This is a genomic window from Paenibacillus algorifonticola (genome assembly GCF_000971975.1).
Lineage (GTDB): Bacteria > Bacillota > Bacilli > Paenibacillales > Paenibacillaceae > Pristimantibacillus > Pristimantibacillus algorifonticola.
In genome coordinates this window covers 149,813-170,962 of sequence record NZ_LAQO01000007.1, presented here as the reverse complement: position 1 = coordinate 170,962, position 21,150 = coordinate 149,813, and the positions used below count along the sequence as shown (strand labels likewise).

The window sequence follows — 21,150 nt, the reverse complement described above, 5'->3', positions numbered from 1 at the left end:
ATTTGTAAGCAACAAGCGATCTTCGAGAAGATAGTTAAATCTTATCTCGAAGATCGCTTGTTTTCCGAGTACTCATTTGCTAATTTAGAGGGAATGATAATGCTTATTTTAAAGCTTGACTTAATTAAAAATAATGCCTCACATACGTTCTTAAGGGAAGTCGGCTATGGAACGGTTAATCGTAACTATTTTAATTTTTATAGCGGTTTGGTTGATGTAGACGAAATTTTAGGTCATCTTTATGACGAGGACACGCATCCAGAAAGAGGAGAATACCTTCGAGGAATTTGTCATCAACATATTTTTAAAAACAGGAGAGATATGAAATCGGCATATATTGGACGCTCCAAAGAGAAGAAATTTGGAACATATTTGAGAATCAAGGGTATTTAGAAGGTTCTGAAAAACAGTATTTGGCTATGGGTAAAGAAGCCGGATATGCGTTCGTCAGGTCATTTTGGAAGCTGCACCTCTTGTGTAAGAATTCGTTTAGAATTGGATGATAAAGAGGTATTAATTTCTGATTTTGATGATTGGCATTTTGTTCTAAATGATAGTTTCTATGCTGATAACGAAAAAGAGTGGGATGACTATTATTTAGGAAAGCTGTCTATGAGCAAGGAAGAGAGTTGGAATCGAATATTCGATTTCAATAGACTGCGTGATCCTGAGTGGCATGGAACTGACAGCAGATGTTTTCAGGGAGTTGCTGGTAGGATCAATATAAGTAGAGTCAATAAGGTTGAGCATTTTGTGACAAGGAAGCAACGTGAAATATAGTGAGGTGATAGATAAGGTGAGCAAGATCGAGTTGGTATTGACCAAACGGGGAAAGACGTTTAAAGATTATCGGCATTTAACGATTACGGAAGGAACAGAGGTTTATATCCTTAATATCATCAAGGGCCGGCTGTATCCTGACAAGAAGACGATGAACCCGACATACGAGCCCTATCCCGTCAAGCAGGAAGCGATCGATCGGTTGCAGCAACTGGCTGATGAACTGAGAAATAAAGGTTTTGTGGAAGAACCGCGAGATATTTTATTTCAGATCGCAGAAAAAGAAAAATACGTCTACGATAAAGCGAAATGGCATTACGATGGCGATTTTCCACAACAACTGGAGCACCACCAAGCTTACGTTCCGTCAGGCATGTTCATAGCTTGGGTGGTCAAAAATGATCTGCTCAGCAAATGGAGCCGCAAAGAAGATGCAGCGGAAATTGAGCTTGTCAAAAGGGACGAGATGACCGGAGCTCAATTTTATCGTAAAAACTGGGATGGCGTGTTGAGCTCGAACGAATTGTCGGATGAGGCAGATGCGTTTGCCCGCGAATATCTCAATATCCAAAACGACATCTATACGGCCGTTGATTTCACGAACGTATTGGCGGCCGGCTTGCCTACGATCTACCATGTAGAAGATTCGATTGAAAACTATCACATCATCGAGCCGATAATTACGGAGCGTTACCAGGACTGGAAACGTCGCAAGAAATCGGGAGCCTAGAGTAGTTTGAAATGTAAATGATCGATTAACGCAGTGAGGGGCAACTAGACCTGGAGCAACTGAGAATCTCAGAAGATAACGATACAAAAGGAGGGCATAAAAGTGCCGACTCCTTTTTTTTGTATACAAAACGCATATAGCCATGACGACCGAGAAAAGCAAGGCAACGAGCATGGAAGTCAGATCCGTAATCGGCGACAAGGCTACTCAGTTAAAAATAATCTTAGAAAATTTAGGGAAAACCTATAATTTACAATGTTTTAATGTATGCGCTTACTTGCTATAATTTACCTGAAGAAGGAGGTGATAGTAAGATGGTGGTGAGACATGACACAGGATAAGTGTTGTGCTGCAAAGAGAAGAAACCATACCATATAGGCAAATAACGACAAAAAATTAGGAGGTATCTTATGTTCAAATTAAAGCTTAATAAGAAAATTTTGTCGGTATGCATTGCAGCTTCAATGAGTTTGGGCTTGTTTTCAGCAACCTCAAGTGCAGCGACAGACTATTGGCAAAATTGGACCGATGGCGGCGGAACAGTAAATGCTGTCAATGGATCCGGCGGCAATTATAGTGTTACATGGTCAAATGTCGGGAATTTCGTTGTTGGAAAAGGCTGGATTAACGGATCGCCAAACCGGACAGTTTACTACAATGCCGGCGTCTGGGCGCCGTCTGGCAATGGATATTTGACTCTCTACGGGTGGACAAGAAACTCGCTTATCGAATATTACGTCGTTGACAGTTGGGGCACGTATCGTCCTACCGGAACGTATAAAGGAACAGTGTCCAGCGACGGAGGCACATATGACATTTATACGACTATGCGATACAACGCGCCATCCATTGACGGGACACAAACTTTCCCTCAGTATTGGAGTGTCCGCCAGTCGAAGAGAGCAACTGGGGTCAACTCCGCGATCACGTTCAGCAACCACGTTAATGCATGGCAAAGTAAAGGAATGTATCTGGGGAGTAGCTGGACTTACCAGGTGTTTGCGACAGAGGGGTATCAAAGCAGCGGCAGCTCTAACGTAACGGTGTGGTAACAGGCCAACTGCAAGTAAGGTAGCAGACGGGGGCCAGACCGTTTTCGGAATAATGAGAAAGTCATTTAATTATGAATATTGCTTGCTAAGGCCTGCCGGTCTCACAGCCGGCGGCCTTATATATTTCAACAAAAGATAGTTGCCTGCCTACTTTTCCTATCCGTTTAAAGGAGAAATATTAATGAGAAAACGATTTATTTTCCTTTTACCAGCAATAATATTGGTTGTCATTGCTTGCTCGCAAGAAATGCCTGAAAAGACCGAGAAGGCTGAAAAGACCGAAAAGACCGAAAATAATAAAAATAATGATAGCCTTATATTTGTAAAAGGTGGGACTTTTGTGAACACAAAGTCCAACTTTTATGGAAAAAGTGTAACCATATCGAGCTTTTATATCGACAAATATGAGGTAACTCAAAAAGAGTGGGTTGAGGTTATGGGAAGCAACCCCTCCGGATTCAAGGGCGACAATTTACCGGTAGAAATGGTAAGCTGGTATGATGTTGTTGAATATTGTAATAAACGAAGTGTAAAAGAGGGCCTGAAACCGTATTACGAGATAGACAAAAATAAAAAAGACCCGAGTAATAAGAGTGATTACGATAATCTAAAATGGACAGTAACGATCAATGAGGGAGCGAGTGGTTACCGATTGCCGACGGAAGCGGAGTGGGAATACGCTGCAGGTGGAGGTCAGGTGAGTAACAGTTACACCTACAGCGGGAGCAATAATGTAGATGAAGTAGCCTGGTATTGGAAAAACGCTGGAGACAAATACTTATCAGGAGAATGGAACTGGACTATAATAGAAAGCAACAAAAATAAAACAAAATCTGTCGGTGCCCATAAACCCAATGAGCTAGGACTATACGATATGTCAGGTAATGTAAGGGAATGGTGCTGGAACTGGTACGGAGACGGGGACTTGGATAGCGATAGTGGTTCTTTCCGGGTTGTAAAGGGCGGCGGTTGGATCGGCGACGTCAGAAACAACGAGTTATCTTATCGGGGCAAGTTTGAGGCGAATGGCATTGGCCCGGATCAAGGTTTTCGTGTGAGCCGCGCCGAGTAAACGGGAACAACAGTGAATATAAAAAAGAATACGGAATTCAATATACCCGAAGCATTTCAACATAAATTCGATGAAATCCTCTCCAGCACAGGCACGGGAATGATGTGGCGACATTCTCGGGTCTTTCTGGTATGCAAATGCAAGGGGCGATGGCTATATTTGCGGTCAATTTGAAGTGAGTCTTGGAATTGGTGGACTGAGGATCCCCTTCGCTCCCCTATGTAAAGCAACTGCTGCAGGCTTTGCATGTCACACTGGATAAAGAGAGGCCGCCCAAAAAGAGACTGACCGAGCAGGAATTTAAAATTTTGCTGTTGATAGCGGATGGATTGTTGAACAAGGAAATCGCACATAGCTTGAATATCAAGGATGATACGGTAAAGTTTCATATTAAAAACGTGTACAGAAAGCTTGGAGCAGATAATCGCATACAAGCTCTGCAGCAGGCTAAACAATTACAGATACTCGTTTGAGAGACATCCCTACCCCATTTTGTTGTCGGACCTATCCTACAGGGTAGGTCTTTTTTTGTTTGCATAAATTTATAATGGATTCATATGGTCATTTTATAAAGGGATATATTTGAAATTTAGAAAAGATTCGAACTTTAGAAAAGGTGAGTGAAAAAATCTATGATCAGACGTTATATTTCTTTATTTACGGCATTATTTATTTTAGTAGGAATGATCCCTAGTTTTGCTTCTGCGGCTTCATTAGACAATTGGAGCAAGCGTAGTCCGTTAATGATGATGGACGTTATTTATGGCAACGGCACGTATATGGCAGTGGGGGAAGGTGGAACGATATTGACCTCCAGTGACGGAACGAACTGGACATTTCACGGGTCGGGGACTGGGAAGTATCTTTTGGCCGTCACCTACGGCAGCGACAAGTATGTGGCAGTGGGGGAAGGTGGAACGATACTGGCCTCCAGTGACGGGGTGAGCTGGACAAACCATACGTCGGGCACCGCCGATACTCTTCGTGGGGTCACATACGGAGATGGCAAATATGTGGCGGTTGGGGATAATGGGACGATATTGACCTCCAGTGACGGAGCGAGCTGGACGAATAGTACGTCGGGCATCACGAATTTTCTTTATAGCGTCACATACGGAGATGGCAAATATGTGGCGGTTGGGACTAATGGAACGATATTGACCTCCAGTGACGGAGCGAGCTGGACGAGTAGCACCTCAGACACCGCAAATATTCTTCATGGGGTCACACACGGAGACGGCACATATGTAGCGGTTGGGGATAATGGGACGATACTGACCTCTAGTGACGGAGCGAGCTGGATGGGCACCACGTCGGGCACCACGAATTTACTTTCTGACGTCACCTATGGCAACGGCATGTATGTGGCGGTTGGGGCTGATGGAACCATATTGACCTCCAGTGACGGAGCGAACTGGACGAGCAGCACATCAGGTATTACGAATGATCTTTATGGTGTCACTTACGGCAACGGCAAGTATGTGGCAGTAGGGTTAGGCGGAGCGAAATTGACCTCCAGTGATGGGGTAAACTGGACCAATCAATCGTGGGACACATTGTCTCAGCTTCATAGTATCACCTACGGCAACGGCAAGTATGTGGCAGTAGGGGCAATGGAACGATACTAACCTCCAGTGACGGAGCGAGCTGGACAAGCAGCACATCGGGCACCACGGTTCGACTTTCCGGCGTCACCTTCGGCGACGGCATGTATGTGGCAGTGGGGGCAGACTTTCCGGGCACTGGGAATATATTGACGTCCAGTGACGGTGCGAGTTGGACGAGCCACACGTTGAGCGGATATTTTCCTGAAGGTGTCGTCTATGGCGATGGTACGTATGTAGCGGTGGGGCTGAGTGGAACGATCGTAACCTCCAATGACGGAACAAACTGGACGACTCCCGCATCTCCCACTATTGTTCACCTTAATGGTGTCACTTACGGCGATGGCATGTTTGTGGCGGTGGGGGACTATGGAGCCGTTGATCTTTCCACTGATGGGGTGAACTGGACGCATCGCTTACTGGACATCACTCTTGATTTTCATAGCGTCACCTACGGAAACGGTATTTATGTGGCGGTCGGGGTGAGTGAAACAGGAACAGGAATAATGATGACCTCTAGTAATGGGGCGGATTGGACAAGCAGAACGTTGGACCATACGAATTCTCTTCATGGCGTCACCTATGGCAATGGCACCTTCGTGGCGGTCGGGGAATATGGATTGACTCTGACCTCCAGTGACGGTGTGAGTTGGACGAGTCATTCCATGGAAACCTTTAGTCATTTTAATAGTGTCGCTTACGGTAATGGCACCTTCGTGGCTGTGGGGAATGATGGAGCGATTTGGCAATACGGCAACCCTTCGCCGCAGACTTATACCGTAACGTATAACGGCAACGGAAGTACGGGAGGAACTGTGCCGACGGACAGCGGTGTGTATGAGCAAAATGCAATGGCAACCGTTCTTGGGAACGCGGGAAGCTTGGTGAAAACAGGCCATACATTCACAGGTTGGAATACAGCGGCGGATGGAAGCGGAACGAGCTATGCGGCAAACGCAACGTTTGCTATGGGAGCGTCGAATGTGACGCTGTACGCGCAGTGGACTGAAATTCCAGCAGTCCCGACGTTCACAGTCACGTATAACGGCAACGGAAGCACGGGAGGAAGGGTGCCGACGGACAGAGGCGCGTATGAGCAAAATGCAACGGTAGCTATTTTCGGGAACACGGGAAGCTTGGTGAAAACAGGCCATACATTCACAGGCTGGAACACAGCGGCTGATGGAAGCGAAGCGAGCTATGCATCGGGCGCAGCGCTCACGATAGGAGCGGCGAATGTAACGTTGTACGCACAGTGGACAGTGATCCCGAGTGGCGGTAGTGGAGGGAGTAGCGGCAGTAGCGGCAGTAGCGGTAGCGGTGGAGGTGGCATTCCAACACCAGATAACAGCAAAGTGATCGCAGAGAACGGCAAACTAGTGCTGCCCGTAGGCAGATCGGGCGAAGTTCGTTTGGACGAGGGGATCAAGATCGATATTCCGGCAAATGCAACGGAAAAAGAATTAATTCTAACGATTGAGAGAGTACTCAACACACAAAGTCTTTTGACGAAAAACGAGGTACTGGCAAGTCCAGTATATGAGGTTTTGAAAAACTTCACCGAAAATTTCAAGAAACCAGTCACGCTAACTCTTACTTTCGATCCGGCAAAATTAAAGGACAACCAAAGGGCAGCTATTTTCTATTATGACGAAGGGAAGAAAGGATGGGTAGAAATCGGCGGTATCGTAAAAGGGAATCAGATCTCCGTCGAGGTGGATCATTTTACGAAATATGCCGTATTGGCTGTTGATAAACCTTCCAATGAGGAAGTGAAATTAAGTGATATCTCTGGACACTGGGCAGAAGCCAATATCATCCAAGCAGTAAAAGATGGAGTAGCCCGCGGTTATCCAGACGGAACGTTTAAGCCGAATCATACCGTAATGCGTGCGGAATTTGCAGTGATGCTGATGAATGCGCTGAAGCTGGAAGGAGAGGCAGGAGCACTTACGTTCAAGGACAATACGAAGATTGCGGTCTGGGCCCAGCAGGCTATCGCGCAAGCGGTAGAGGCGGGTATTATTAAAGGTTATGCGGACGATACGTTCCGTCCAGAAGCAGCAATCACACGCGCAGAGATGGCGGCGATGATTGCGAATGCGCTGAAGCTGACGCTTGAAGAGAATGCGGCGACGGGCTTCGCAGACGAACAAAGCATTCCGACATGGGCGAGAGGCGCAGCAGCGGCCATGAAGGAGCTTGGCATTATGGAAGGGACGGGAGCAAATGCCTTCCATTCCGCTGCCCAATCGACAAGAGCAGAAGCGGTAACGGTGCTGCTCAGAATGCTGGCGAAGTAAAAGAACAAGTAGAGCAATAAACAGTGGGTTACTCTGAAGGCGGTTGAGCAGACGGCTTGAGGGTAACCCTTGCTTTATTTTAATGAGGAGCCATCCATATTTGTCCTCTATCTAGTTAAAGAATAGGTGAGTGATCGAATTGATGTTCAAACGTTTTATTTCAGTTTTAACGGTGTTTTGTATTTTAGCAGCGATGCTGCCTTCTTTGGCTTCTGCCGATCCTCTGGACAGCTGGAGCATACGCAGTCCGTTACCTACAGATAAAATTTTGAAGGGCGTTATCTACGGAGACGGCATGTATGTGGCGGTTGGAGATAGAGGGACGATCGTTACCTCCAGTGACGGGATTAGCTGGACGAACCAAACATCGAACAACAATGCATCTCTTTATGATATTACCTACGGAAACGGCATGTATGTGGCGGTTGGTCTGGTTGGAATGATATTGTTCTCCAGTGATGGAGTGAACTGGACGAGAGGATCGATAAACACGATAGGCATCCCGACAACCTTTAATGGTGTAAGTTACGGAAACGGTATGTATGTGGCGGCAGGAAGCAGTGGGGAGATATACACCTCCAATGACGGAGCAAGCTGGACGAGCCGCCTGTCAGGCACTACGAATGCACTTCATGACGTCACCTACGACAACGGTATGTATGTGGCGGTTGGACAAAGTGGAACGGTAATAACCTCCAGCGACGGAGTAAACTGGACGAGCCGAGCGTCAGGAGTCGCGGATTCTCTTCATGATGTCAGTTACGGCAACGGTATGTTTATCGCGGTGGGGAGCGGTGGGGTGATCGTTACCTCCAGTGATGGAGAAAGCTGGACAAGCCACACGTCGGGAACCACGTTTAGTCTTCACAGTATCAGTTATGGTAATGGCAAGTATATGGCAGTGGGGGATTACGGAACGTTCGTGACCTCCAGTGATGGAACGAACTGGACGGTTGATATATTTTCCCAAGGAAATAATCTGACTAGTGTAATCTACCACAACGGGACCTATTTAGCGGTAGGCTATTTTGGGACAATTTTGTCCTCCAATGACGGAGCAAACTGGACAATCCGAACGGTAGTCACATTGAATAATCTTAAGGGCGTCGCTTATGGAAACGGCCTATATATGGCGGTGGGTGATGGAGGAACAATCGTCGCCTCCAATGATGGGGTGAGCTGGACGAATCAAACATCGAACAACAATGCACCTCTTTATGACAATACCTACGGAAACGGCATGCATGTGGCGGTGGGTCTGGTTGGAACGATACTGTTCTCCAGTGATGGGGTGAATTGGACGAGAGGATCGATAAACACGATAGGCATCCCGACAGCTTTTAATGGTGTAAGTTACGGAAACGGTATGTATGTGGCGGTAGGAAGCAGTGGGGAGATATACACCTCCCATGACGGAGCAAGCTGGACAAGTCGCCTGTCAGGCACCACGAATGCACTTCATGATGTCACCTACGGCAACGGTATATATGTAGCGGTGGGGCAAGGTGGAGCTGTCCTGACCTCCAGTGACGGGGTGAGCTGGGCAGGCCGGAATTCGGGCACTATGAATAGTCTGTACGGTATCGGTTACGGTAATGGCACATTTATAGCGGTGGGGGAGTATGGGACGATCGTAACCTCGAGTGACGGAGAGAACTGGACGAGCCGGATATCAGGAACTGAGACAACGCTTAGCGGAGTCAGTTACGGTAATGGCAATTTTGTGGTGGTAGGGGACAATGGCACGATTTTACAAGCTATTGACCAGGCCACATATACGGTGACTTATAATGGCAACGGAAGCACAGGAGGAACCGTGCCAGCGGATAATGATGTGTATATTCAAAATGAATGGGTAACTGTATTAGGAAGTACGGGAAGCTTGGCGAAAATAGGCCATAACTTTGCAGGCTGGAACACAGCGGCGGATGGAAGCGGAACGGACTATGCGGGAGGCTCGACGTTTAGCATGGGGTCAGAGAACGTGACGCTGTATGCAAGGTGGACGACGGCACAGGTGAATACGTCCTCTGTGCCTGCGCCGAAAACTTATAAGGTATCGTATAACGGCAACGGCAGCACGGGAGGAGCTGTGCCTACGGACAGCCATGCGTATATGCAGAACACATCGGTTATAGTGGCAGGGAACAGCGGGAATTTGGAGAAAACCGGTCATACGTTTGCGGGCTGGAATACAGCGGCAGACGGAAGCGGAATAAGTTATAAGGCAAGCGAAACATTCAAAATAAGCTTGGAAAATGTGACGCTATACGCGCAGTGGAAGGCTGTTGGCTCTACTAGTGTTACGAGCTTTACTGATATTGCCGGACATTGGGCGGAAGCGGCTATTCATCAAGCGGATAGCGATGGAATGGCCAGCGGTTATCCAGATGGTTCGTTTAAGCCAAATCAATCGGTGACTCGTGCGGAGTTCGTGGTCATGCTAATGAATGCGTTGAAGCTAGAAGGAGAAGGGACGGCCTTAGCGTTCTCAGATGAGGAGAAGATCCCAGCTTGGGCTCTGAAAGCTGTCGCGCAGGCGATTCAAGCAGGCATTATTAATGGTTATGTCGATGGTACCTTCCGATCGGATGCCAAAATTACGCGAGCAGAGATGACTTCGATGATCGCTAAAGCACTTAAGCTGACAATTGAAGAAAATGCGGCAACCGGCTTTGCAGATGACAGAGCATCCCGGCATGGGCGAAAGGAGCCGCGGCTGCCTTAAAGAAGCTTGAGCTTATGGAAGGAACGGGTGCGAACCAATTTCATGCCGATGGCGAGGCAACTAGAGCAGAAGTGGTAACCGTATTATTGAGAATGCTGAAGCAAGAGAACAAGTAGTTCGATGATAAGCGAGGAATTGATCCAGCAACTGTAAGCACTATGAAAAATAACCACTCCCCCTGAGCTGTTTCATGGGGAGTGGTTATTCAATGTCCGATCCTATTATTTGAAGGTAATGCTATAGGATACGGACGGGTAGGCTGTTGTCGATCCTGGAACGCGCTCTACTACTGTGATCAGAGTGCCAGGGTTATAGTAGGCCGAACCGCTGTTGTAATAGGTGCTGTTAACGATGGTCGTTCCTAGATCGAGCGTCGTATTATTGTAGCTCCAGTAGTAATGCAGTTGAAGTGCATTAGGAACGGCTGTAGTGACGGTGACACTTGTACCTGTAGTTTTAGCATTAGGGAGGATGTAGGCATAGGATTGAGTAGCAGCAAGTGTATTATAATAGAGACCGCCGTAGCCGACGATAGCAGGATTAGCCGATGCCGTCATGCTGAACATAAGAGACATTGCCAAAACAAGTACGAATAATTTTGCGCTTAGTTTTTTCATAAATGGTCCGCCCTCTCAAAAATGGAATATTTTAAATCGCAACTTGATACAAACTAAAAACCTTTCGAAGCGGTCCGCATCAATCCCTTCTCACTAAATGTTAGCGCTAACATTTCTAACCATTCCAATATATCCTATTAAAATACCGTTGTAAATGGTAGAGAAGAAGGAGCAAATGACGGGTTTTGTCGAGTTTTGGGAATGGAAATATCCAAATTTATGCTATGATAGATTTAGTCTGTCTATTGGAGATTTGGCAGCCACTAATCGTCTACATTCACTAGGAACTTGCACCAAGGAGGAGCGCTATGAATATTACAGAAGATTTTAGAGATGAACGATTCAAAACATATATTTTAGAAAATTATTGTGAAAATCGCGAATGGATTCAGACGAGCGATGTGGAGCAAATCGTATCGCTGCAGCTCGCAAGCCAAAAATATTCAAGTCTGAAAGGAATTGAACATTTTACGTCGCTTGAAGAGCTGGATTGCTCATACAATAACCTGATGGAGCTAGATATAAGCCGCAATATAAACCTGAGAAAGCTTAACTGCAACAAAAACGAGATTCATGCCTTGAATTTGACGAGCAATAGGAAGCTGGAAGTTCTGGATTGCGGGTTCAACCGAATTCGGAAGTTGGATATTAGCCGCAACGCCATGCTCGTCAAGCTGGACTGTTATTGGAACATTCTTTCGGAATTGCAAGTGGATCACAACCCGAATTTAGAGGAGCTAAGCTGTGGCTACAATGCTCTTTTTAATATAGATTTGGATCAAAATGCACGGCTTTCACGTCTTGATTGCGGAAACAATTATTTAATAAGCTTGAATGTAAAGGAATGTCCGAGCCTGCTTGAAATTCGCTGCAACAACAATCATCTTACGGAATTGGATGTATCCCTCAATCCAGCGCTGCAAAGCTTAAGATGCTTCAATAATCATATTAAAGGCTTGGATATTAGCCACAATGTGCTTTTAGCCGAGCTTTATTGCTCGGAAAATAAAATCTCGAAGCTGGATACGAGCCGTAATCCAAAGCTTGCGCGACTAGATTATTCGAACAATCTCATTGCCGAGCCCGATCATACGATCAAAGGGGTTGGAACCTTTGTATACGACGTCTCGCTTTCTTCGTATTCAGCCACGCTTTCATATAAGGAAAAAGAGCTTGCCATAAGTGTGGCTGTCGCCACCAAAGCGGGCATGAAACGGCTGTCGCCCACTATCAAAAAAGCGTGGGAGCACTTTGACCAGTTATGTGATAGCGCGCTGGCCCTGATTGCCAGCATGCATCCTGACGAGGATGCGAGCGAGCTGATTTTGTCCGGGCTGGAGTTTGCCGGAGACCGCACCTTTCGATTAGGCTACGATGCTGGCGACAGTCCGGCGGGGCAGCTATACATTTACGCGCCTTTTAATCATAAGCTTGAAATGGACAGCGAGCTCATCTATGAAGTTTATTAATAACGATTATTCGAATTCGATACACAAATCAAATTCCATAAACCTGCCAAACAAGACGCTCGGGAGCTTGCCCCTGGAGCGTCTTTATTTCGCCTATTCATGAGATTTTCAGATTAGGGACTTATAATGCTTCTATATTAATGCTGTAAAGGAGGTTGTCCATGGTTAAGGGCATTCAAAAAATATTGTATGTGTTGCTTGCTAGCTTTATAGGGCTTTTCATCACGTCGTCGTTTTTTGTGAGAGCGGAATATCATTTTTACGAATACGGCGATACGCCACACTTGGGAAAACAGCAGCTGGTTTTATTTATTTTGATCATCGGGACAGTCCTCGCGTTAAGCATCTTTCTATACAAACTTTGCTTAAAGCTGAACAAGTACAGCTGGAAAATCGTTATTCCTGCCACGCTGCTGCTTTCGTGTGCGCTCCAAATCGCGATCATTTTCCTGTTTCCCCGCCTGCCTACGGATGATTCCGAAACGGTGCTTTCACTGGCCATGAATATGCTGTATCAAAATGATTATTCCACCTTTCAGACCGGCGGATATCTGTATATGTTTCCGTTTAACTTTTCCATCGTCCTATACTTAAAAACACTGCTGCAGCTATTTCCGGATAATTATTTGGTGATCAAAATCTTCAACATTATGTTTACGCTCGTTACTACATTAATGATTTACTTGCTCTATAGAGAGCTGAATAGCAAGTCCAAGGAAAATGACTATGGCGTTCTAGTGTTTGGCGCGACCTATATTCCGGCACTGTTTATGAGCAATTTTATTTATAACGATGTGATCGCTACGGCTTTTCTGACCAGCTCCTTATATTTCTCGGTGAGGTTTATCCGAACAAGATCGATTAAGACGATCATCCTCGCGGCCATTTTGCTGGCCATTGGCAACTATTTCAGAAGTATCGGCGTCATTTTTCTGATTGCTGTGCTGCTCAGCATTATTTTCAATATAAGGAAAATTGGAGTGAAAAAGGCTATAGCCTCTTTGTTCATCATGGCGGCGTTGTTTAATGTTCCGGCCTGGACGCAGAACGCGGTTCTGCAGGCCACGAATGTCGTAGATGAATCGGTCAATGATAATGCTGCGCCTGTCTACATGTGGCTGAATATGGGCATCAACATGAATACGTTTGGGTTTTGGGACAGCCGGCAAAGCTACAATATTTATCAAAGAGACGCGGGCTATAATAAGGCAGACAGTGTAGAGTTGTTTAAGGAGTCGATCAGCAATAAGCTGTCCGAGGCGAGTATAGGCGATTTAACAGAAATGTATTTTAAAAAGATCGTCTGGACGTGGACGGAAGGAACGTACCAGATGGAAAGGTACGGCATGGGCAACGATGGCTCGTCCGATACAGGGGGAAGAAGGAGCTTTAATCTGGAGCGCTACAGCTATACGACATGGACGACGGACTTGTTTAAAGCTGATTCAAATTATAGAACGGCGCTGCTTTGGATGCTGTATGTGATGAGCTTCCTGATGTATGGCGGAATTTTCATCCGATTGATTGGTGGAATTAAAGGCAAGCGATTCGAAGAAACCTCTTTAATTCTCGTCATTTTAGGATTTATCGGGTTTTATCTGTTATGGGAAATCAAGTCCCGATATATCTACCCAGTGTATCCATTGCTGATTGTGTTATCCTACATGGGCTTTAAGGACTTTTATGAGTATGGGTGGAAAAAATATTTCCTCCGATAACGATTATACGCTGGAAGAGGTGAGCTAAAGATGTGCAGTAAAAGATATGGCTTTGCTTTAATTATCGTTATGCTCAGCTGCTCCTTGGTGCTTGCCTCATGCGAGGCCATTACCGCTCAAGCGATAACCCAATCGGACGCAAGCTCAAGGGGAAATGGCGGGCCAGATATGAACAGAGGGCCTATTAGTAGAAGATGAGTAGATTGGATATTGAAGTAGAAGCATCATTTGAGATAGCTTATTATAAAGAAAGAGAGAAGGGGTGAATGATATGAAAACGTTGGATGGTCTCTAGCTTCCCAGAAGGAGGTTAGAGAGATTGAGCAGAAGCTATAAAAAATCACCCGTCATTACCGATCATAGCACTCCAGGAACGCGTTGGGCAAAACGGCAAGCTGCTAAAGCTGTACGTCGTTATGCAGGTTGTATGAATAATGGTAAATGGTACAGAAAAGTGTATTGTTCTTGGAACATATGCGATTACAAATTTTATCAAACAAGAAAACAAGCGATTAGGGAATGGGAAAAAGATGAACGATTCCAGTCGAAATTTTCACTCGTAGAAATCATTTACAATTGGGAAAAGTTCTATAGAAGAAAATAATGGGGGGATTTGGCCTGGGAAGCGCCAATAATAAAATATCCCTCATTAAACAAAAACTGCGAAAGCCCAGTGCTCCGCGGTTTTTCGCTTTTTATCCCTAAATTCTTTTATTATTCTTTTATTGGCTCTTAGTATAATCATATTGATACGCTAAGGCGTCGCTATTAAGATGCTAATTCCTTGGTGTTCTTTAATAAGCGGAAGAAAGCAAGCAATCGGGAGGCCAGAATAATGGATAAAAGAGTGTGGAGAAGAGCGACAGCTATGCTTATAGTCATCAGTATGATTGCAAGCATTTTCGCTGTGGGGATGCCCCAAGCGGTGTATGCGGCTGAAGATACGGTGAATTTCTCAGGGGGAGACGGCACGCTTGCGAATCCCTATAAAGTGTCAAGCGCGGCGGAATTAAGCAACGTCAATATTCCGGGAGCGGGAGCTTATTTTCAGCAGACAGGGGATATTCACTTGACGGGCAATTGGACGCCGCTCGGGACCTTTCGCGGTATTTATGACGGCAATGGTTTTGGCATTTATAATATGAATATGAATTCAGCTGATGTCATGGTAGGCTTGTTTTCAGAATTAAGTGGCGGGGCTGTACTGAAAAATATGACGCTGGCCGATTTCAATATTACGGCTACAGGAAATAATGCGCATGTCGGAGGTTTAGTCGGCTACACTGCATCGAGTGCAACCGTTACTGATAGCAAGAGCAACGGTCTCATTTCTTTCACCGATCCTACCTCGGTAGGGGGGCTGGTTGGTAATAACGCGGGGACGATCAGCAATAGCTCAAGCAACAGCGTGATTACTAGTGGCGCCGATGTCTTTAGTGCGGGCGGCCTGGTCGGTGTGAATGCTGGATCAATCATGGGCAGCAGCGCCAGCGGCTCTGTAAATGCAAATCATCTTCAGGCTTATGCTGGCGGTCTCGCTGGCATGAACGCGGGAACCGTTAGCGATAGCGAAAGCAGCAGCACGGTAACAACGGGAGATGCATCTTCAGCGGGCGGTCTGATTGGCTCCAATACATCAAGCGGAACCATTAATAACAGCTTCGGTTCCGGTAATGCCAGCGGCAAAAATAGCTCGGTTGTCGGGGGGCTAGTCGGCAGAAATGCAGGCAATATCAACGGCAGCTACAGTACAGGCAATACAGACGCCGATACAGATGGAATGGCCGGTGGTTTGGTTGGCTATAAGTCAGGTGGATCGATTAACAATAGCTACAGCACAGGAAGTGCCAGCGGCGATAACTCTGTCTTTGTAGGCGGCCTCATCGGGATGAATATGGGAGATGTCAGCAACAGCTACAGCGCGGGTATTGCAAGTGGCGGAAGGGATGCCAATGGCGGTCTGATTGGCTACAATCCTAGCGGCAATGTTACAAACAGTTATTACTATAATATGAGCGCAGCCACATCGGCTGGAGGCTCAGCTAAAAGCGATGGAGAGCTCATGCAGCAGGCGACCTACTCCACTTGGGACTTCAACAATGTATGGAGAGTAGTGGAAGGGTACACTTATCCTTCTCTCCAGTGGCAGTCCTATACGCCCAAAGAATCCACAGCTTTGGACTATGTGAATTTAACCTGGGATTCGATCAAGGGAACCAATAGCTCGGAAAATAATGTGACGGCGGATCTAAATCTTCCGACAAATGGCGCCGCGGGTTCAACTATCATATGGAGCGCATCGGCGAGCGGACTCATTAATCCAAGCACAGGCCAAGTGACAAGGGCAACCGATGATGATCATGCCATTACTTTGACAGCTACAATCAGCAAATCCGGAGGGCAAACCCGGATAAAGCCATTCAACTTGACCGTTATAGAGGCGCCTAACAATAAGCCTAATCGCAAGGCAGCTGTAAATGCGACGGACAATGCCAAAGTAACGCTAAACACACCTTATACGATCGATCTCTCGACGATCTTTGAAGATACGGACAGCGAACCGCTAAGCTATAACGTAGCGGTGAACGGCGCAGCAGCGGTAGCAGCGAACACAGCCTACTCCTACACGCCAAATACGGCAGCTCCAGTAACGCTTGTTTTCACGGCTAGTGATGGGGAAGACTTATCGGACGATACGTACACGATCCAGTTGGCGGTGAATCAAGCACCTGTTCGGCAGGCGGCTGTAGCTGCAGCGACAACTGCGACTGTATCGCTAAACGCAGCGTATACGCTTGATCTAGCCGCTATTTTTGAAGATGCAGACGCGGATGCATTAACCTACGACGTATCCATAGATGGCGCTGCCGCAGTAATAGCAGCAGAGAATTATACGTATACGCCGGCAGCGGCAGGTCAATTTACGCTCGTTTTTACCGCTAACGATGGCATGAGCGATTCATCGGACACGTATACGGTAGAGCTGACGGTGAACACGCTGCCTGTCCGCCAGCCGGATAAGGATGCGACGGCAGAAGTAACGGTGACAGTAAATACGCCGTTTACACTCGATCTTGCCACTATTTTTGCAGATGCCGACGGAAATGGATTGACGTACAAGGTATCGGTGGATGGTTCGGCGGCGGTAGCAGCGGCTGAAAATTACACGTACACGCCGACAACAGCAGGCCAAGTAACGCTTCTTTTTACAGCGAACGATGGAACGATCGATTCGGCGGACACCTATACGGTGAAGCTCACGGCTAATACGGTGCCTGTCCGCCAAGCAGATGTAGATGCAACGACAGCAGCCATTGTGACGGTGAGTACACCGTATACAATTGATCTTGCCAGCATTTTTGAAGATGCGGATGGTGATGGCTTAACCTACAAGGTGTCGGTGGATGGTGCAGTGGCAGTAGCTGCGACCGAGAATTACATGTACACGCCGACAGCGGGAGGCGAATACACGCTTGTTTTTACGGCGAACGACGGAGTGATAGATTCTGTAGATACCTATACGGTGGAGCTTACAGCTAATACGATGCCAGTACGTCAGTCGAACGTTGGAGCAACGTCTAATGCCGTTATAACGCTGAACGGGACTTATACGCTCGATCTAGGCACTATTTTTGAAGATGCAGACGGCGATGGACTAACGTACAAGGTTTCCGTAGATGGGGCAGCCGCTGCTGCTGCTTCGGAAAATTATACAATCAGTCCGATAACGGCAGGCCAAGTAACGTTGGTTTTTTCAGCTAATGATGGAACAATCGATTCAACAGACATTTATACGGTGGAGCTGACGGTCAACACGTTACCTGTCCGCCAGACGGATGTGGATGCGACAGGAACAGCAGCTGTGACGGTGAATACGCCATACTTGCTTGACCTCGCACAAATTTTTGAAGATGCGGATAATCACCCGCTAACGTACAAAGTATCGGTGGACGGTGCAGCGGCGGTGGCGGCAGCTGAGAGCTACACGTACACACCAACATTGGCAGGGACTGTGACGCTGCTTTTCACCGCCAACGATGGATTTACAGATTCAACTGACACTTATACCGTGACGCTAACGGTAAACCAACCAAGCAATGGTAATGGTAGTGGCAATGGCGGCAATGGTAACAGTGGAGGAAATGGAAGCAGTAGTGGAGGCAGCGTTGTGACACCTGACTACAAAGTAACCGTTACAGGAAGTGTGGGAGCGACGCTTCCAACGCTGCCGGTTAAGATTGATAGCGCTGCAGGGCGCGCAGTCATATCCATTGGCGAGCTGGCTGGGAAAATATTTGCCAGCAGTGAGACGACGGTTATGACTGTGCCAAATATCCCTGCTATCAAATCTTACACGCTCGAAGTGCCAGCGGATTCACTGTCCATGGCGCAAGCCGCTGGTGAACTGGTTTTCATAACTCGTGCAGGCAGTATAGCCATTCCAGCTAACATGCTGCATGGCATGGCAGAAACGAATGGAAAAATCGCAAGCCTTACGATTGGCGTTGGCGATAAGAAGGGGTTGTCCGCTAAAGTGGCTGAAGCGGTAGGCGACCGCCCGCTGATTGAGCTTACATTGGAGCTGAATGGCGTAACGGTGCCGTGGAACAATCCAACTGCGCCAGTTGAAATCACCATCCCTTACGTGCCGACTGCTGAGGAATTGAAAAATCCAGAGCATATCGTCATTTGGTATATTGACGGCAGCGGCAACGCCATCTCTGTTCCAAGCGGACGCTACGATGCGGTGAGCGGAACGGTGACCTTTGAAACGTCGCACTTTAGCTCCTACGCAGTGGCCTATGTGCATAAAACCTTCGCAGACCTGGGCAGCGTAGAATGGGCTAGGCCCGCGATTGAAATGATGGCCTCCAAGGGAATTATCGGCGGCACATCGGTGGAGTCGTTTTCGCCGACAGCGCCAATTACACGTGCCGATTACCTTGTCCTGCTGGTGAAGACATTAGGACTGACAACCGAGTTTAAAGAAAACTTCGCTGATGCAGAGCCGAATGCCTACTATTACGAAGCACTGGGAATAGCGAAGCAGCTAGGTCTGGCAACAGGTACCGGCAGCAATGAATTTCATCCTAAGGAACGCATCTCGCGGCAGGAAATGATGGTATTGACGGCCCGTACGCTGGAAAAATTCAAAGGAATTGGAGCTGCACAAAATCTCACCGTGCTGGAATCCTATAGTGACAAAGAGGATATTGCCGCTTATGCGGAATCGAGCCTAATGCTTCTTGTGGAGGAAGGACTAATCTCCGGTTCTGGAGATAAGCTTAATCCTCGGGCGCTAACAACACGAGCGGAAGCAGCCGTATTCCTACACCGGATATATAGCCAGTACTAATCTGCTTTGAAGCCCATACAACTGCGTTACCTCCATCCAAACAGTCCGATCACAAGTGACGGGCTGTTTGGATTTTTATATTTTGATTCATCATGTGTAAAAGGGTAGTTAATTTAATGGAAATCACTGCTCAGACCTTCCTCACATTGCTTGTTGAAATTCCTTGAAGCTTGCCGTACAATTTGTTGGGGCAATACTGCATTGCGTTAATGTAAGGCATAGCTTCTAAATGGGTGCGACAGATGAAAAGGGGAATATCGTTTGGAATCGAAGCAATTGACAAGAGGGCTAAAGCCTAGGCACGTAGAACTGATCGCTTTAGGTGGAACGATCGGCGTTGGATTGTTTATGGGATCGGCAAGCACGATTAAATGGGCAGGGCCCTCCGTGCTGTTGGCCTATTTATTGGCCGGGATCATCATCTTTTTTGTAATGCGCATTATGGGGGAAATGTTGATTCAAGAGCCTGTAACCGGTTCATTTGCTACATTTGCTCACAAATATATTAGCCCACTTGCCGGGTTTGTGACCGCCTGGAGCTACTGGTTTTTATGGGTCACGGTAGGTATGGCCGAGGTTACGCAATCGGAATTTATGTGAGCTATTGGTTCCCGGATATTCCGCAATGGCTGCCTGCTCTAGCTGGAGTGTTAATTATTGCAGCGGCGAACCTGGCAGCGGTCAAGCTTTATGGCGAGTTTGAATTTTGGTTTGCGATGATTAAAGTTACGGCTATTGTAGTGATGGTCGTCATTGGAACAGGCATGATCTTTTTTGGCCTCGGCAATGGGGGACAGCCAATCGGGCTGGCTAATCTCTACAGCCATGGCGGGTTTTTCCCTGGCGGACTGAAGGGCTTTCTATTCGCCCTTTGTATTGTAACGGCGGCATATCAGGGCGTTGAAATGGTCGGGATTACGGCAGGTGAAGCTGAAAATCCAAAATTCACATTGAAAAAAGCGATTAAAAATATTGTCTGGCGTATTCTGATTTTTTACGTAGGGGCGATCTTTGTCATCGTGACCCTCTATCCTTGGAACGAGGCCTCGGAGACAGGAAGTCCATTTGTGCTGACCTTCGCCAAAGTAGGGATTGTCGCCGCGGGTATTATCAACTTCGTCGTTCTTACAGCGGCTATGTCGGGATGCAACAGCGGGATTTATAGTGCTGGACGAATGCTGTATACGTTGTCTCAAAACGGACAAGCGCCTAAGTTTCTCGGCAAAGTATCCAAGGGCGGTGCGCCTAGAAACAGCATTGTAATAACAATCTCCTTGCTATTGATCGGTGTATTATTGAACTATTTGCTGCCAGATTCCAAAATGTTTTTGTATATTTACAGTGCAAGCGTTCTTCCAGGAATGGTACCGTGGTTTGCATTGGCATTCAGTCAGTTTAAATTCAGAAAGCGCTGGAAAAATGAAATGGATGACCATACGTTCAAATCGAAATGGTTTCCGGTCAGCAACTACATCATTATCATTTTCCTGCTGCTTGTCATTATCGGAATGTGGTTCAACCCGGATACGCGGACATCATTGATTGTAGGAGCCTCATTCATTGGGATTGTCATTGTTGGATATTATGTGTTTGGGATAGGAAAGCGGCAAAGCGTTGAGGAAGTAGAAAGAAGCGACAACCGTTTATAAAACACGCTGTTAAACGTATGAAAAACCCCTCTTAGACATGCGAAATGCAAGGCTAAGAGGGGACTTTTTTGT

At 46.8% G+C, this 21,150-nt stretch carries 15 protein-coding genes and 1 pseudogene; 15 read left to right on the top strand and 1 reads right to left on the bottom strand.

Translation table 11 applies throughout. The features are described from left to right. Positions 1 to 99: 99 nt before the first annotated feature. The 10 genes from WH37_RS36015 to WH37_RS34695 all read left to right on the top strand — a co-directional run bounded on the left by WH37_RS36015 (position 100) and on the right by WH37_RS34695 (position 10,385). Complete coding sequence (locus WH37_RS36015; RefSeq protein ID WP_197091371.1) at positions 100 to 393, top strand: hypothetical protein; 294 nt, start codon at positions 100 to 102, stop codon at positions 391 to 393. A gap of 6 nt (positions 394 to 399) precedes the next feature. Further along, complete coding sequence (locus tag WH37_RS15650; protein WP_331458054.1) at positions 400 to 780, top strand: DUF3841 domain-containing protein; 381 nt, start codon at positions 400 to 402, stop codon at positions 778 to 780. Positions 781 to 796: 16 nt separating this feature from the next. Continuing rightward, positions 797 to 1,510 (top strand): DUF7832 domain-containing protein, encoded by a 714-nt coding sequence (locus WH37_RS15645; protein WP_046231528.1) that lies wholly within the window; start codon positions 797 to 799, stop codon positions 1,508 to 1,510. 410 nt (positions 1,511 to 1,920) lie between these two features. Next, positions 1,921 to 2,562: a glycoside hydrolase family 11 protein gene (locus WH37_RS15640; protein ID WP_046231527.1), complete on the top strand. Its 642-nt coding sequence runs from the start codon at positions 1,921 to 1,923 to the stop codon at positions 2,560 to 2,562. 181 nt (positions 2,563 to 2,743) lie between these two features. Continuing rightward, a complete protein-coding gene (locus WH37_RS15635) occupies positions 2,744 to 3,634 on the top strand; it encodes a formylglycine-generating enzyme family protein (RefSeq protein ID WP_046231526.1) in 891 nt (296 codons plus the stop codon). 242 nt (positions 3,635 to 3,876) lie between these two features. Beyond that, entirely contained in the window at positions 3,877 to 4,107 is a 231-nt protein-coding gene (locus WH37_RS37410) for a response regulator transcription factor (protein WP_052736999.1), read from the top strand. 159 nt (positions 4,108 to 4,266) lie between these two features. Continuing rightward, entirely contained in the window at positions 4,267 to 5,262 is a 996-nt protein-coding gene (locus WH37_RS15625; protein ID WP_143088494.1) for a WD40/YVTN/BNR-like repeat-containing protein, read from the top strand. Between the two features lie 164 nt (positions 5,263 to 5,426). Next, on the top strand, positions 5,427 to 7,541 hold the full coding sequence (locus tag WH37_RS33640; RefSeq protein WP_052736998.1) for an S-layer homology domain-containing protein: 2,115 nt from the start codon (positions 5,427 to 5,429) through the stop codon (positions 7,539 to 7,541). 142 nt (positions 7,542 to 7,683) lie between these two features. Then, positions 7,684 to 10,269, top strand: a complete 2,586-nt coding sequence (locus WH37_RS34205) for a DUF6242 domain-containing protein (protein WP_063838028.1) — start codon at positions 7,684 to 7,686, stop codon at positions 10,267 to 10,269. Further along, on the top strand, positions 10,233 to 10,385 hold the full coding sequence (locus WH37_RS34695; RefSeq protein WP_082110834.1) for an S-layer homology domain-containing protein: 153 nt from the start codon (positions 10,233 to 10,235) through the stop codon (positions 10,383 to 10,385). Before WH37_RS34205 ends, WH37_RS34695 begins: the two co-directional genes overlap by 37 nt. Positions 10,386 to 10,490: 105 nt before the next feature. Here the strand turns inward: WH37_RS34695 and WH37_RS15610 are convergent, their stop codons facing one another. Next, a complete protein-coding gene (locus WH37_RS15610) occupies positions 10,491 to 10,886 on the bottom strand; it encodes a hypothetical protein (protein WP_046231524.1) in 396 nt (131 codons plus the stop codon). Positions 10,887 to 11,194: 308 nt separating this feature from the next. On the opposite strand from WH37_RS15610, the gene WH37_RS15605 reads away from it, so the two are divergent. From WH37_RS15605 to WH37_RS15585, 5 genes and pseudogenes are all read left to right on the top strand, one after another. Next, positions 11,195 to 12,355, top strand: a complete 1,161-nt coding sequence (locus tag WH37_RS15605) for a leucine-rich repeat domain-containing protein (RefSeq protein WP_046231523.1) — start codon at positions 11,195 to 11,197, stop codon at positions 12,353 to 12,355. 161 nt (positions 12,356 to 12,516) lie between these two features. After that, entirely contained in the window at positions 12,517 to 14,073 is a 1,557-nt protein-coding gene (locus tag WH37_RS15600) for a glycosyltransferase family 39 protein (RefSeq protein ID WP_046231522.1), read from the top strand. Between the two features lie 319 nt (positions 14,074 to 14,392). Continuing rightward, a complete protein-coding gene (locus tag WH37_RS15595; RefSeq protein WP_046231521.1) occupies positions 14,393 to 14,677 on the top strand; it encodes a hypothetical protein in 285 nt (94 codons plus the stop codon). A gap of 231 nt (positions 14,678 to 14,908) precedes the next feature. Next, entirely contained in the window at positions 14,909 to 19,429 is a 4,521-nt protein-coding gene (locus WH37_RS33630) for an S-layer homology domain-containing protein (protein ID WP_052736997.1), read from the top strand. Positions 19,430 to 19,690: 261 nt separating this feature from the next. Continuing rightward, a pseudogene (locus WH37_RS15585) lies at positions 19,691 to 21,078 on the top strand (amino acid permease). Positions 21,079 to 21,150: the final 72 nt, after the last annotated feature.